Annotated in this window: 13 protein-coding genes; 5 read left to right on the forward strand and 8 right to left on the reverse strand. The window is 59.5% G+C overall.

Going from position 1 to position 14,182, the window contains the following annotated elements:
- Nucleotides 1–32: 32 nt before the first annotated feature.
- Both NOR97_RS12420 and rpiB read left to right on the forward strand, forming a co-directional pair.
- A complete protein-coding gene (locus NOR97_RS12420) occupies nt 33–1,052 on the forward strand; it encodes a ribose-phosphate pyrophosphokinase (RefSeq protein WP_224854138.1) in 1,020 nt (339 codons plus the stop codon).
- A 104-nt stretch (nt 1,053–1,156) separates the two neighbouring features.
- Nucleotides 1,157–1,606 carry a ribose 5-phosphate isomerase B gene (gene rpiB / locus NOR97_RS12425; RefSeq protein ID WP_257599296.1) on the forward strand — a complete coding sequence of 150 codons (450 nt, stop codon included), beginning with the start codon at nt 1,157–1,159 and terminating at the stop codon, nt 1,604–1,606.
- A gap of 46 nt (nt 1,607–1,652) precedes the next feature.
- On the opposite strand, the gene NOR97_RS12430 is transcribed toward rpiB, so the two are convergent.
- From NOR97_RS12430 to NOR97_RS12460, 7 genes are all read right to left on the reverse strand, one after another.
- Nucleotides 1,653–2,003 carry an H-type lectin domain-containing protein gene (locus tag NOR97_RS12430; protein WP_170346043.1) on the reverse strand — a complete coding sequence of 117 codons (351 nt, stop codon included), beginning with the start codon at nt 2,001–2,003 and terminating at the stop codon, nt 1,653–1,655.
- 114 nt (nt 2,004–2,117) lie between these two features.
- Nucleotides 2,118–2,528 carry a F0F1 ATP synthase subunit epsilon gene (locus NOR97_RS12435; protein ID WP_170346042.1) on the reverse strand — a complete coding sequence of 137 codons (411 nt, stop codon included), beginning with the start codon at nt 2,526–2,528 and terminating at the stop codon, nt 2,118–2,120.
- 12 nt (nt 2,529–2,540) lie between these two features.
- A complete protein-coding gene (atpD, locus tag NOR97_RS12440; RefSeq protein WP_170346041.1) occupies nt 2,541–3,965 on the reverse strand; it encodes a F0F1 ATP synthase subunit beta in 1,425 nt (474 codons plus the stop codon).
- A gap of 18 nt (nt 3,966–3,983) precedes the next feature.
- Complete coding sequence (locus NOR97_RS12445) at nt 3,984–4,862, reverse strand: F0F1 ATP synthase subunit gamma (RefSeq protein WP_257599297.1); 879 nt, start codon at nt 4,860–4,862, stop codon at nt 3,984–3,986.
- A 12-nt stretch (nt 4,863–4,874) separates the two neighbouring features.
- Nucleotides 4,875–6,413: a F0F1 ATP synthase subunit alpha gene (gene atpA / locus NOR97_RS12450; RefSeq protein ID WP_170346039.1), complete on the reverse strand. Its 1,539-nt coding sequence runs from the start codon at nt 6,411–6,413 to the stop codon at nt 4,875–4,877.
- Nucleotides 6,414–6,974, reverse strand: a complete 561-nt coding sequence (locus NOR97_RS12455; protein ID WP_170346038.1) for a F0F1 ATP synthase subunit delta — start codon at nt 6,972–6,974, stop codon at nt 6,414–6,416.
- 302 nt (nt 6,975–7,276) lie between these two features.
- Nucleotides 7,277–8,011 carry a class I SAM-dependent methyltransferase gene (locus NOR97_RS12460; RefSeq protein ID WP_152459015.1) on the reverse strand — a complete coding sequence of 245 codons (735 nt, stop codon included), beginning with the start codon at nt 8,009–8,011 and terminating at the stop codon, nt 7,277–7,279.
- Nucleotides 8,012–8,072: 61 nt separating this feature from the next.
- Here NOR97_RS12460 and gloB point away from each other — a divergent pair, with 61 nt between their 5' ends.
- From gloB to NOR97_RS12475, 3 genes are all read left to right on the forward strand, one after another.
- Nucleotides 8,073–8,840: a hydroxyacylglutathione hydrolase gene (gloB, locus tag NOR97_RS12465; RefSeq protein ID WP_257599298.1), complete on the forward strand. Its 768-nt coding sequence runs from the start codon at nt 8,073–8,075 to the stop codon at nt 8,838–8,840.
- Between the two features lie 174 nt (nt 8,841–9,014).
- On the forward strand, nt 9,015–11,339 hold the full coding sequence (clpA, locus tag NOR97_RS12470) for an ATP-dependent Clp protease ATP-binding subunit ClpA (protein ID WP_170346036.1): 2,325 nt from the start codon (nt 9,015–9,017) through the stop codon (nt 11,337–11,339).
- Between the two features lie 161 nt (nt 11,340–11,500).
- On the forward strand, nt 11,501–12,388 hold the full coding sequence (locus tag NOR97_RS12475) for a YHYH protein (RefSeq protein WP_257599299.1): 888 nt from the start codon (nt 11,501–11,503) through the stop codon (nt 12,386–12,388).
- 49 nt (nt 12,389–12,437) lie between these two features.
- Here the strand turns inward: NOR97_RS12475 and NOR97_RS12480 are convergent, their stop codons facing one another.
- Nucleotides 12,438–14,180, reverse strand: a complete 1,743-nt coding sequence (locus tag NOR97_RS12480; RefSeq protein WP_257599300.1) for a peptidoglycan -binding protein — start codon at nt 14,178–14,180, stop codon at nt 12,438–12,440.
- Nucleotides 14,181–14,182 lie beyond the last annotated feature (2 nt).

The raw sequence follows: 14,182 nt of genomic DNA on the forward strand, positions 1-14,182 counted from the left end.
ACATTGCCATTGCTGCCCGGGGACCTCAGCCGATGCCGACACTTCACGAACCCAAGCTTATCGCTGGGAACGCCAACCTTCCACTTGCCGAAACCATCGCACGCCGCATGAGCCTGTATCGCGGCGTTGACCAGGGATTGGTCGATGCGCGCGTTGAACGTTTCAATGATGGCGAGATCTTCGTCGAAGTGTTCGAAAACGTACGCGGCGAGGATATGTTCATCATCCAGCCGACCTCGAACCCGGCCAATGACAACCTGATGGAGCTGCTGATCATCGCCGACGCGCTGCGCCGTTCGTCGGCACAGCGGATCACCGCCGTGATCCCGTATTTCGGCTATGCCCGCCAGGATCGCCGCACCAAGGCCCGCACGCCCATCAGCGCCAAGCTGGTGGCCAATATGCTGACCGGTGCAGGGATCGAGCGGATTCTGACGATGGATCTTCATGCCGCGCAGATTCAGGGCTTTTTCGATATGCCCGTCGACAACCTCTACGCCTCGCCGATCTTTGCGCTGGATGTCAAAAACCAGTTCAAGGACAGTCTGGATGAAATCATGGTGGTTTCACCCGACGTCGGCGGCGTGGCCCGCGCACGTGAACTGGCCAAGCGCATCAATGCCCCCTTGTCGATCGTTGACAAGCGTCGCGAGAAAGCAGGCGAAGTCGCGGAAATGACCGTTATCGGGGATGTGAAGGACAAGATCTGCCTGATCGTCGACGATATGTGTGACACCGCCGGAACGCTTTGCAAGGCCGCGCAGGTCCTGTTGGACAATGGCGCCAAGGAAGTTCACTCCTACATCACGCATGGCGTCATGAGCGGCCCGGCGGTCGAGCGGGTGACGAACTCGGTCATGAAGTCACTGGTGCTGACCGATACGATCCAGCCGACGAAAGAGATATTGAAGGCGAAGAATATCCGCATCGTTCCCACTGCGCCAATCTTCACCCAAGCAATCCTGAACATCTGGAACGGAACCAGTGTGTCTTCGCTGTTCGAAGACAAAACGCTGACCCCGATCTACGAATCCATGTATCAGATGGATTGAGCAACAGGGGGCGACCGAACATGTCGCCGCCTGATTTCCGGAATACCGATTGCGCAGGTATCTGACCATGGGGCGCGATCGGCGACACAAGTGGAAACACCCCCATGACTGCCAACAAACGTATTGTTCTTTCCAGCGATCACGCGGCAATCGAGCTGCGTCAATCCGTGGCCAAACACATCGCGCAACAAGGTTGGGACGTGGTTGATATCGGCCCGACAACCCCGGAAAGCACCCATTACCCCAAGCACGGCAAGGCCGCGGCGCAAGCCGTTGCCTCGGGAGATTGCAGCTTGGGTATTGTCCTCTGCGGCACCGGACAGGGTATCATGATGGCTGCGAACAAAGTGCCCGGCATCCGCTGCGGCGTTTGTTCAGACACATTCTCGGCCCGCATGATCCGTCAGCACAACAATGCCAACATGCTGTCGATTGGCGCGCGGGTTGTCGGTGAAGGTCTGGCGCTGGACATCGTTGACGCATTTCTGGGTGCCGAATTCGAAGGCGGCCGCCACGCCACGCGCGTGGACATGATCGAAGCGCAGGACGACTGAGCCCAATCTGTCGTTCAAACGTCCGAAAAAATAGGGCACCCCCGGATCAGGAAATACTCCAGTCGTCCGGGTGTGCCACCTCTCCTATCGCAGTCCAGCTTGCGCGGATGCGGGCAATCCGCGTGTCGGACCAGGTCCGGAATACTGCGTCGAATCCTTCGGTTGTGATATGTTCGGCCTGAACTTCGGCACGTAGCGCCGAGGACGTGTCCACATCCCACAGAGAGATCCCGATCTGCACCACGGGCGGGGTTCGAAATGCTTCTTTGAACCGAATGGGGGTTCGGCGTTCGCGTGGCCCCTGCCCGGTCCACATTTCGCCGCCTTCGGCAAATTCCGAAAACAGGACATTCTCGCCCTGCGCAATTCCAATCGGATGGGTTAGGAACTTTTTCATCATATCATCATTATTCTTGAATTCCCGTAACTTACCCCGGCATTTCGGCAAAAGCACGACAAAAAAACGGCCCCGCAATTGCGAGGCCGCTCAATTTTTTCACTGGTGGGCCCGTTACAGGCTCATATGTGTTCCAAGCGCTTCCATGTCGGCCAGCAGCTTGGCTGCGTCGTCGACGATGGTCTGATCATCGCCACCCTTGGCTGCCTCATGCGAGGCGCGGGCGTCTTCGATCAGCTCGTCCAGATGCGCGCGGGTCACTTCATCCACCGGGATGGCCTTTTCGGCCAGAACCGACAGGCTGTCGCCGTTGATCTGGGCAAACCCGCCGGTGACCAGGTATTCGCTGGACCCTTCGGGTGCCTCAACCTTCAGCAGACCGGGGCGCAGCGTGGTGATGGTGGGGGCATGATCGGGCATTGCCGTCATGTCCCCGTCCGCGCCGGGAATCTGGACCGCCGTCGCGCTGAGCGAAGCAAGGCTCCGCTCGGGGCTGACGAGGTCGAATTGCATCGTGTTTGCCATCAGGGATACTCCTTAGGCGGCTTCTGCGGCCATCTTTTCCGCTTTGGCGATCACGTCGTCGATACCGCCTACCATCAGGAAGGCCGCTTCGGGCAGGTGATCGTATTCGCCGGCCACAACGGCCTTGAACGACGAGATGGTGACATCCAGAGGAACCTGAACGCCGGGCGAACCGGTGAAGACCTCGGCCACGTCGAACGGCTGCGACAGGAAGCGTTCGATCTTACGGGCACGGGCCACGGTCAGTTTGTCCTCTTCCGACAGTTCGTCCATGCCGAGGATGGCGATGATGTCCTGCAACGACTTGTAGCGCTGGAGGATCTGCTGAACGTCGGTCGCAACCTTGTAGTGCTCTTCACCAACGATGGCCGGGTCGAGCAGACGCGAGGTCGAGTCGAGCGGGTCAACGGCCGGATAGATACCCTTTTCCGAGATCGCGCGGTTGAGAACGGTGGTCGCGTCGAGGTGCGCGAACGAGGTTGCCGGCGCAGGGTCGGTCAGGTCGTCCGCAGGCACGTAGATCGCCTGCACCGAAGTAATCGAGCCCGACTTGGTCGAGGTGATCCGTTCCTGCAAGGCGCCCATGTCGGTGGCCAGCGTCGGCTGGTAGCCCACCGCCGAAGGAATACGACCCAGCAGAGCCGATACCTCGGAACCCGCCTGCGTGAAGCGGAAGATGTTGTCGACGAAGAACAGAACGTCGGTACCGGACTGGTCGCGGAACTGTTCGGCCAGGGTCAGACCGGTCAGAGCAACACGTGCACGCGCACCCGGAGGTTCGTTCATCTGGCCGTACACCAGGGCCACCTGGCTTTCCGACAGATTGTCGGGCTTGATGACGTTCGATTCGATCATCTCGTGGTACAGGTCGTTCCCTTCACGGGTCCGTTCACCAACGCCCGCGAACACCGAGAAGCCCGAGTGCACTTTTGCGATGTTGTTGATCAGTTCCATGATCAGAACGGTCTTGCCCACACCGGCGCCGCCGAACAGGCCGATCTTGCCGCCTTTGGCGTAGGGCGCCAGCAGGTCAACCACCTTGATGCCGGTGACCAGGATTTCCGACTCGGTCGACTGTTCGTCGAACTCGGGCGCGGGCTGGTGGATGGCGCGGGTTTCGGATGCTTCGACCGGGCCTTTTTCGTCGATCGGTTCGCCGACCACGTTCAGGATGCGGCCCAGGGTGGCGTTGCCGACCGGAACCGAGATCGGTGCGCCGGTGTCGGTCACGGCCTCGCCGCGGACCAGACCTTCGGTCGCGTCCATCGCGATGGTGCGGACAGTGTTTTCACCCAGGTGCTGAGCAACTTCCAACACCAGGCGCTTGCCGTTGTTGGTGGTTTCCAGCGCGTTCAGAATTTCAGGCAGCTGATCTTCGAAGTGCACGTCGACGACGGCCCCGATGATCTGTGTGACTTTGCCTTTTGCATTCGCCATGTTTCGTCTCCGGTTTTCTTACAGCGCTTCGGCGCCGGAAATAATTTCAATCAGCTCGTTGGTGATCACGGCCTGACGCGAGCGGTTGAACTGGATCGTCAGCTTGTCGATCATTTCACCCGCGTTGCGTGTCGCGTTGTCCATCGCGGACATCCGTGCACCCTGTTCAGACGCCCCGTTTTCGAGCAGAGCCGAGAAGATCGCAGTCGCAACCCCCTTGGGCAGCAGGTCGGCCAGAATGGCTTCTTCGCTGGGCTCGTAGTCGAAGATGGCACCGCTGTCGTCACCCGCCGCTTCGTCCTCGAACGAGGCGGGGATGATTTGCTGTGCCGTCGGGATCTGGGTCACGACGTTGACGAACTTCGAGTAGAAGATCGTGGCAACGTCGAACTCACCCCCGTCGAAGCGGGACAGGATGTCCTTCGCGATGTCCTGCGCGTTGGTGTACCCCAGACGCTTGACCTCGCTCAGGTCCACATGTCCAACGAACAGATCACCCAAATCACGCTTGAGCGCGTCGCGGCCTTTCTTGCCGACGGTCAGAACCTTGACCGTCTTGCCCTTCAGGCGCAGCTCTTCCGCTTTGGCGCGGGCCAGCTTGGCGATGTTCGCGTTGAAGCCGCCACACAGGCCGCGTTCAGCTGTCATGACAACCAGCAGATGGACATCATCACTGCCCGTACCCCGGAGCAGCTTGGGGGCGCTGTCGCTGCCCCCGACCGAAGCCGCCAGCCCCGCCATCACGGCATTGAACCGTTCGGCATAGGGGCGCGAGGCTTCGGCAGATTCCTGGGCGCGGCGCAGTTTCGCGGCCGCGACCATCTGCATGGCCTTGGTGATCTTGCGGGTCGATTTGACCGACTCGATCCTGTTTTTAAGGTCCTTCAGACTAGGCATCAGAACCTCCTATCAAGCGAAGGTCGCGGCGTATTCGTCGATCGCTGCCTTAAGCTTGTCTGCCGCGTCACCCTTGATCTTGGGATCTTCGTCGGTGATCCACTGAAGCAGGTCAGCATGCTTGCCACGCAGATGCGCCAGCAGGCCGGCCTCGTAGCGGCCCACATCCGAAACGTCGATCTTGTCGAGATAGCCGTTGGTGCCAGCGAAGATCACGCAGACGATTTCCGCGTTGGTCAGCGGCGAATACTGCGGCTGCTTCATCAGCTCGGTCAGGCGTGCACCACGGTTCAGCAGTTGCTGGGTGGCGGCGTCGAGGTCGGAACCAAACTGCGCAAAGGCAGCCATTTCGCGGTACTGAGCCAGCTCCAGCTTGACCGGACCGGCAACCGATTTCATCGCGTTGGTCTGAGCCGACGAACCCACACGCGAAACCGACAGACCGGTGTTCACGGCAGGACGGATGCCCTGATAGAACAGTTCGGTTTCCAGGAAGATCTGGCCGTCGGTGATCGAGATCACGTTGGTCGGAATAAAGGCCGAAACGTCACCACCCTGGGTTTCGATGACCGGCAGAGCGGTCAGCGAGCCCGCGCCGAAATCTTCGTTCAGCTTCGCCGAACGTTCCAGCAGACGCGAGTGGAGGTAGAAAACGTCACCCGGGTACGCTTCACGGCCCGGCGGGCGGCGCAGCAGCAGCGACATCTGACGATACGAAACAGCCTGCTTCGACAGGTCATCATAGATGATCAGCGCATGGCGGCCGTTGTCACGGAAGTATTCCGCCATCGCAGTTGCGGCGTAGGGTGCCAGGAACTGCATCGGTGCCGGGTCCGAAGCGGTCGCAGCAACGACGATCGAGTATTCGATGGCGCCGGATTCTTCCAGTTTCTTCACCAGCTGCGCAACGGTCGAGCGCTTTTGACCGATCGCTACGTAAACGCAGTACAGTTTCTTCGACTCGTCGTCGCCGGCTGCGTCGTTATAGCTTTTCTGGTTCAGGATGGTGTCCAGAGCAACGGCGGTTTTACCGGTCTGACGGTCACCAATGATCAGCTCACGCTGGCCACGGCCGATCGGGATCATCGCGTCAACCGATTTCAGGCCGGTTGCCATCGGCTCGTGAACCGATTTACGCGGGATGATGCCGGGGGCTTTTACGTCTGCAACGCCACGCTTGGTTGCGTTGATCGGGCCTTTGCCGTCCAGCGGGTTGCCCAGACCGTCCACAACGCGGCCCAGCAGCTCGTCGCCGATCGGAACGTCCACGATCGAGTTGGTGCGCTTGACGGTGTCACCTTCTTTGATGTCACGGTCGGAACCGAAGATAACGACACCGACGTTGTCGCTTTCCAGGTTCAGCGCCATGCCCATGATGCCGCCGGGAAATTCGACCATCTCACCGGCTTGCACATTGTCCAGACCGTATACACGGGCAATCCCGTCACCGACGCTCAGCACGCGACCGATCTCGGCCACTTCGGCTTCCTGACCAAAATTCTTGATCTGGTCCTTCAGGATTGCAGAAATCTCTGCAGCTTGGATTCCCATTTATCCGACCTCTTTCATTGCATTCTGTAGGGAGTTCAGCTTCGAACGGATCGAACTGTCGATCATTTTCGAGCCCACTTTAACGACAAGACCGCCGATGAGGCTTTCATCCACGGTCGCATTGATTGTCACCGTCTTGCCCACGCGCTCGGACAGTGTCTTGGACAGTTTTTCCATCTGGGTCTTGGTCAGCGCCTTGGCCGAGGCGACCTCGGCGGTCACTTCGCCGCGCTCTTCGGCCAGCATGTCGCGCAGAACCTTCAGCAATTGCGGCAAGACGAACAGGCGACGCTTCTGCGCCATCAGACCCAGTGTGTTGCGCAGGATGGGGTTCAGACCCATCTTGTCTGCGATCGCAGTGATCGCGCCTTCCTGTTCAGCGCGGGAAACCAGCGGCGAGGCGATCAGGTCGCGCAGCTCTGCACTGTCGTCCAGCGCTGCTGCCAGATCATTGATGCCGGATTCCAGACCTGCAAGGTCGTTGTTCTCTTTTGCGATCTCGAAGATCGCGGTGGCATAGCGCTCGGCGATGCCAGTGGAAATCGAAGCTGGTTCGGACACGTCCACCCTTCCGATATTTTGGGCCCCGAATTCGCGTGCGGCAGCTACCCCGGGGGCGTGAAGAAACCCCGTCCTTGAAGGGCGGGGATCAAAATCACCGGGGATGTAGCAGAGCCGAACCAACCAAGCAATACGCTATAGCGGTAACAGAATTATCCACAAATTGTTATTTTTCATGAACTTACGGCAAGTGCGACGGTTTGAACACATTGGCCCAGTTGAAAAATGTTACGAATATGCAGGTTTTTGCGATTCCTGTGACTTTTTTTCCTCTGTTTTTCACATGGAAATGCCCGGGTTTGTCAGGCGGGCTTCAGCAAGCCGTCAAGCGCCTTGATCGGCTTTTTGACCGCATCCTTGGTCACGCTGCCGCTTGGCGGGCGTATATGTTTGCTGACTTCGACCATCAGCACCCCGCCCGCCATCACCGTCGGAATCCGCTGGCCGGTCTTTTCGATCAGATTGCCGGATTTCAACCAGAAACGCCGGAATGACGGAGGCATGTACAAGGCCGAGCAATGCACCTCGGGCAGGAAGTGATGCGCCTTGAGCTGGTTTTCCAGCTGAGTTGCAGAATACGGACGTCCGAACCCGAACGGGGTCTTGTCCGACCGTGACCACAGGCCCGCCCGGTTGGGTACGATGAAGACGGCCCGGCCACCGGGGCCCAGCACGCGCCAGCATTCGTCAAGCAACTGGTTTGGCCGTTCCGACGTTTCCAGCCCATGCATCACCACAAGCTTGTCCACGTGGCCGGTCTCGATCGGCCAGAGGGTTTCTTCGGTCAGGACCGAAACGTTGGGCATACCTGCCGGCCAGGGCATCACGCCCTGTGGTCCCGGCATCAGCCCGATGACCCGGCGCGCATCCGACAGGTAAGGGCGCAGCAAAGGGACCGCGAAACCGAATCCCGCCACTGTCTGGCCCTTTGCTTCGGGCCAAAGCTCGATCAGACGCCCGCGAATAGCCGCCTGCGCCGCACGACCCAGTGTGCTGCGGTAATAGAAGTTCCTCAGATCCTGTACATCAAGATGCATTGCGGACATCCGGTCAATCGGCTTAGCTGGGCGCAGTCTAGCAATGAAAGGGCAAAAAGCCATGCCTCTTGAAATCGTTACAATCCCGTGCCTGAGCGACAATTACGCCTTTCTGGCGCATGACGCCGTCACTGGCCAGACCGCCCTGATCGACGCACCCGAGGCCGGACCGATCCTGAAAGCGCTGGATGACAGGGGGTGGTCACTGTCACATGTTCTGTTGACCCATCATCACTGGGATCACGTGGACGGGCTGGCGGAAATATTGGCCAAACAGCCGGCAAAGGTCATCGGGGCCGCTGCTGACGCAAATCGCCTGCCGCCGCTGGATCAGCAGGTCACCGAGGGGGACAGTTTCGAGATAGGCGGCGAACCGGTTCAGGTTCTGGACGTTTCCGGGCATACGGATGGCCATATCGCTTTCTACATGCCGCAGAGTTCTGCCGTGTTCACCGCCGACAGCCTGATGGCGCTGGGTTGTGGACGCCTGTTCGAGGGCACGCCCGCACAAATGTGGGCCTCTCTGAGCAAGCTGGCCGCCCTGCCGGACGACACTTTGGTCTGTTCAGGGCATGAATATACACAATCCAACGCCAAATTCGCGATTACTGTCGATCCCGAAAACCAAGCCTTGAAAGATCGCATGGCGGATATCGACCGCGCGCGTGCCGCCGGGAAAACCACTGTTCCTTCCATTCTGGCCCTTGAAAAGGCCACAAATCCGTTCCTGAGGGCCGCCGATCCGGCGATTCAGGCGAAATTGGGTATGGTCGGCGCTGACCCCGAGGCCGTTTTTGCCGAAATCCGGGCTAGAAAAGACCGGTTCTGATGCCTATTTCCCCCTCTTCACGGCCACGGTCACAACAAATGTGACTGTCAAGTGAAAGAAAACCCTTGAAGCCGCGCCACGATCAACCAAACTCTAATAGTATGAGGACATGGTTGGGATGGGGTTCCGGCCGAAAGCCCGCCCCTTTCTGACCCAAGACAGAGGAGCACCCGCGTGCCTTCATTCTCGAGCACATTGGAACAAGCCATCCACGCGGCCTTGGCGGCTGCGAATGAACGGCGCCATGAATTCGCAACGCTGGAGCATTTGCTGCTGGCCCTTCTGGAAGAACCCGATGCCGTGCGCGTCATGAAAGCGTGCAGTGTCGATCTGGACGAGTTGCGCAGCACTTTGGTTGAGTTCATCGACGAGGACCTTTCGAATCTGGTCACCGATATCGACGGATCCGAAGCCGTACCCACCGCAGCGTTCCAGCGCGTCATTCAGCGCGCGGCGATCCACGTTCAAAGCTCGGGCCGGACCGAAGTGACCGGCGCCAACGTACTGGTTGCCATATTCGCCGAGCGCGAAAGCAATGCCGCCTATTTTCTGCAAGAGCAGGACATGACCCGTTACGACGCGGTCAATTTCATCGCGCATGGTGTCGCCAAAGATCCGGCCTATGGCGAAAGCCGCTCGGTATCCGGTGCGGATCAGGTGGAAGAAGACGCCCAGACCACATCCGGTGAAGCCGAACAGAAAGAAAGCGCGCTTGGAAAATACTGCGTGGATCTGAACGCCAAGGCTCGAGCTGGCGATGTCGATCCGCTGATCGGACGCTCGGACGAGGTGGAACGCTGCATCCAGGTGCTGTGCCGCCGCCGCAAGAACAACCCGCTGCTGGTGGGGGATCCGGGTGTGGGCAAGACCGCCATCGCAGAAGGCCTTGCGCACAAGATCGTCGGTGGCGAGGCCCCCGATGTGCTGGCCAACACCACGATCTATTCGCTGGACATGGGCGCGCTGCTGGCCGGAACCCGCTATCGCGGTGATTTCGAAGAACGTCTGAAAGCGGTTGTGACCGAGTTGGAGGATCACCCGGACGCGGTGTTGTTCATCGACGAGATCCATACCGTGATCGGTGCCGGGGCAACCTCGGGCGGGGCTATGGATGCCTCGAACCTGCTGAAGCCTGCGCTTCAGGGCGGCAAACTGCGCACCATGGGCTCGACCACCTACAAGGAGTTCCGTCAACACTTTGAAAAGGACCGTGCGCTGAGCCGCCGGTTCCAGAAGATCGACGTGAACGAACCTTCGGTGGAAGACAGCGTAAAGATCTTGCGCGGGCTAAAGCCCTATTTCGAAGAGCATCATGACATCAAATACACCGCCGATGCCATCAAGACGGCGGTGGAGCTGTCGGCCCGCTATATCAACGACCGCAAACTGCCCGACAAGGCCATCGACGTGATCGACGAGGCTGGCGCGGCGCAGCATCTGGTCGCGGAAAGCAAGCGGCGCAAAACCATTGGCGTCAAAGAAATCGAAGCGGTTGTCGCCAAGATCGCGCGTATTCCGCCCAAGAACGTCACAAAGGATGATGCGTTGGTGCTGAAAGACCTCGAAGCCTCGCTGAAACGGGTGGTGTTTGGTCAGGATCTGGCCATCGAGGCGCTGTCCAGCGCGATCAAACTGGCCCGTGCCGGTCTGCGCGAACCTGAGAAACCCATCGGCAACTACCTGTTCGCTGGTCCTACCGGGGTCGGGAAAACCGAGGTGGCGAAACAGCTGGCGGATACGCTGGGTGTGGAGCTTTTGCGGTTCGACATGTCGGAATACATGGAGAAGCACGCGGTCAGCCGCCTGATCGGTGCCCCTCCGGGCTATGTCGGGTTCGATCAGGGTGGTTTGCTGACCGACGGTGTCGACCAGCATCCGCATTGCGTGTTGTTGCTGGACGAGATCGAAAAAGCGCATCCGGACGTGTTCAACATCCTATTGCAGGTGATGGACCATGGCGAGTTGACCGATCACAACGGTCGCACGGTGAACTTCCGCAATGTGGTTCTGATCATGACGTCGAACGCCGGCGCGCAAGAGCAGGCCAAAGCCGCCATCGGTTTCGGGCGCGATCGGCGCGAAGGCGAAGACACGGCCGCGATCGAGCGCATGTTCACACCGGAATTCCGCAACCGTCTGGACGCCGTGATCTCCTTCGCACCGCTGCCGAAAGAGGTCATTTTGCAGGTGGTCGAGAAATTCGTCCTACAGCTTGAGGCGCAACTGCTGGATCGCGGCGTGAGCATCGATCTGACGCCCAAAGCTGCCGAGTGGCTGGCCGACAAGGGATATGACGACAAGATGGGTGCACGCCCGCTGGGACGTGTCATTCAGGAACATATCAAGAAGCCTCTGGCCGAGGAGTTGCTTTTCGGCAAACTGGCCAAGGGCGGTGTGGTTCGTGTCTCGGTCAAGAAGGGCGAACTGGATCTTGAAATTCTTGGGCCGGACCAACGGCGCATTTCAGGAGACAAGCCACCTCTGTTGACGGCAGACTGACCGGAGAACAGACAATTCCTTCAAAGCCCGGCGATCACCATCGCCGGGCTTTTTTCTCTGTCGGCAGCATGATTTTTCTCTGTCGGCAGCATGAAATGCGACGGAACCAGGCTTCTGCTGCGTGTCATCTTCAATGATGAACACAAAACAGGGATCGGCACGTGAGCAAAATTTCAATCCTTTGGAGCGCCGCTTTTACCCTTTCTGCCGCGGCCGCGGTGGCAACCGCACAGCACAGGTTTCGCTATCACGACGAAACGACCGCAGAACCGCTGAGGTTGGTGCCCGCAACCGAAAACCCCGGAGAAAACAGCGCCTCGGTGAAAGAGAAAGGCGGAAAAATCAAAGTGACGGGCAATGGCATTCCTGATCATCTGGTTGGCCTGTTTCCAAACCGAGGCAACCCGCACCAGATCGAACAGCAGAAGGTTAGGTTGAAATTGCCTGCACAGCCCGCAGCCGAAGGAGCAGTCACGCCGCTGCAAATGGGGTGGAACTTTGGCGTGTCGCTCAATGGGGTTGTGTTTGACCCGCTGGCGGCCGAGTTCTGGCATGGCGACCCCCGCTCCGGGTGGTCCTACGATGCGTTGGGAGGTGCCATTTCTTTAGGGCTGGATGCCAACTATGCCCATGTACAGCCGAACGGAAAGTACCACTATCACGGTGTACCGACAGGGTTGGTCAAACGTCTGGGATGGTCACCGTCCGAGCACTCACCGTTGATCGGCTACGCCGCAGATGGCTTCCCCATCTATGCTGTGACTGGTGTTGTTGCGGGCAAAGTGACTGAAATGTCGTCGTCCTATCGTCTGAAATCCGGTCGCCGCCCCGGTGGCAATGCACCGGACGGGCGGCATGACGGCACCTTCAACGAGGATTACGTTTTTGTTCAGGGTCACGGCAAGTTGGACCAATGCAACGGCGCCTTTACCGTTTCAGCAGAATACCCGTCAGGAACCTATGCGTATTTTCTTACCGAGGATTACCCGGTGGTGCCCCGATGTTTCATGGGCACACCAGATCAGAGCTTTCGCTTCGGCAGACGGTAATCGGTTTGGCCCCGTCACGCGGATTGCGCAGCCAAGAGTAAGGGTCTTGCTATCTTTCCGTGAGTTTCAGCTCGATCCGGCGGTTTTGTGCCCGCGCCTCGGGCGTGTCAGCCGGGTTGACGGGCTGGAACTCTCCAAAACCGTTCGCAGACAGACGGTTGGGTGGAATGCCCAACGCGTCGACCATATAGCGCACAACAGACAACGCGCGACCCTGGCTGAGTTCCCAGTTGTCCCGGTATCGGCCCGAACCGGCCAGCGGAACGTTGTCGGTATGGCCGTCGACCCGGATCACCCAGTTCAGGCCGGGCGGAATTTCGGCGGCGACACTGCGCAGGATGTCGGCAACTTTCGCAACCTCCTGCCGCCCTTCCGCGGACAGCACGGCTGATCCTGTCGGAAACAAAACCTCGGACGAAAAGACAAAGCGGTCGCCTTCAATCCGCACGCCTTCCTGATCGCCAAGGACATCCCGAAGACGTCCGAAGAATTCCGAACGATAGCGTTGCAGATCTTCCGCCTGCGCTGCCAGTTCCTCATTCTGACCGGCCAGGGCTTCGGCCTCGGCCTCGAGACGCAGACGTTCGGCTTCTTCCAGCAGTCGGCGGCGGCGTTCTTCCGAAGCGGCACGGGCAAGCGCGGCATTCAGGTCCTGCCCCAAAGTCTGGATTTGGATCTCGGCGGCCTCGTTGCGCTCTTCAAAATCATCCAGCAGGGCCTGCAATGACCCCAACTGCCCACGCAGGGCGGCAATCTGCTGGTTCAGCAGGGCCGCCTCACGCTGGGCCTCGGCAGAGATTTCTTTCTCCTCCGACAAGGTCGACTCGGCCAGTGCCAGCAAGGCCTGCCTTTGTTCGGCCAGGGTGCGTTGCTCATCTGCATCCGCCTGCGCTTGCGTTTGCGCCTCCAGGGCGGCTTCAAGCTGGGCGCGCAATTCCTCAGGGCTCACGTCGCCGAATTGCCGCTCAAGCTCGGCCCGCGCGGCTTGCGCGGCGGCCAGAAGGGTCAGCGTGTCTTCGGCATCTTTGCGTTGTGCCTCCAACGCGAGCGTCATGGCCGTCAGCTCGGCATCTGCATCCTGAAGGCGGTTTCGCAATGCTTCGGCAGCAGCAGCTTCGGCCAGACGGGCGGCTTCCTCATCGCTCAGTTGCTGTTCAAGGGCCGTGATTTCCGCCGCGTGTTCCTTGCCGCTTTGCTCGAGATCCGCGACCAGTGCCTCCAGCGCCTCGCGGCGGGCGGCAGCCAAACGGGCCGCTTCGGTCTGTGCATCGATTTCGTCGCGACTTTGTGCAAGGGCAAGGTTCAGTGCCTCTTGATCCGTCAGCAATTGCGCGCGCTCGGTCTCAAGCGCGGCAATGTCGCCCAAAGCCTGTTCCTGTTCGGCAAGCAGCGCCGCAACCTGTGCTTCGAAATTCGTGATACGGGTCTGCGCCTGATCCAGCGCGGCGGCCTGACGGTCGCGTTCGGTGGTTAGTGAGGCGATCAGTGACTGCGCTTGCGCCAGGTCGTCTTCGGCCTGCGACAGCGTCGTGTTCAACGCGCCCAGCCTTGCCTGCAAGCGACTGTTTTCACGCTCTTCCAACCCCAGCGCGCCCGCAAGCGCTGCAACTTCGTCTGCCAATGTCGTCAGTTCGTCTTCCTGCCCCGAGATGGTTTCTCGCAACACGAACTGAATCACCATGAAGATGGTCAGAACGAAAGTCAGCACCATCAACAGCCCCGTCATCGCGTCCACGAATCCGGGCCAGACCGAGCCCTGAAAGCGTTGACCGGTGCGGCGGGACAGCGCCATGG

This window comes from Ruegeria sp. YS9 (genome assembly GCF_024628725.1).
Classification (GTDB): Bacteria; Pseudomonadota; Alphaproteobacteria; order Rhodobacterales; family Rhodobacteraceae; genus Ruegeria; species Ruegeria atlantica_C.

Coding starts and splice junctions, on each gene's coding strand:
- NOR97_RS12480 (WP_257599300.1), bottom strand. CDS start 14,180: ATGGCGCTGTCCCGCCGCACCGGTCAACGCTTTCAGGGCTCGGTCTGG.
- atpA (WP_170346039.1), bottom strand. CDS start 6,413: ATGGGAATCCAAGCTGCAGAGATTTCTGCAATCCTGAAGGACCAGATC.
- NOR97_RS12435 (WP_170346042.1), bottom strand. CDS start 2,528: ATGGCAAACACGATGCAATTCGACCTCGTCAGCCCCGAGCGGAGCCTT.
- NOR97_RS12460 (WP_152459015.1), bottom strand. CDS start 8,011: ATGCATCTTGATGTACAGGATCTGAGGAACTTCTATTACCGCAGCACA.
- rpiB (WP_257599296.1), top strand. CDS start 1,157: ATGACTGCCAACAAACGTATTGTTCTTTCCAGCGATCACGCGGCAATC.
- NOR97_RS12420 (WP_224854138.1), top strand. CDS start 33: ATGCCGACACTTCACGAACCCAAGCTTATCGCTGGGAACGCCAACCTT.
- gloB (WP_257599298.1), top strand. CDS start 8,073: ATGCCTCTTGAAATCGTTACAATCCCGTGCCTGAGCGACAATTACGCC.
- atpD (WP_170346041.1), bottom strand. CDS start 3,965: ATGGCGAATGCAAAAGGCAAAGTCACACAGATCATCGGGGCCGTCGTC.
- NOR97_RS12445 (WP_257599297.1), bottom strand. CDS start 4,862: ATGCCTAGTCTGAAGGACCTTAAAAACAGGATCGAGTCGGTCAAATCG.
- NOR97_RS12430 (WP_170346043.1), bottom strand. CDS start 2,003: ATGAAAAAGTTCCTAACCCATCCGATTGGAATTGCGCAGGGCGAGAAT.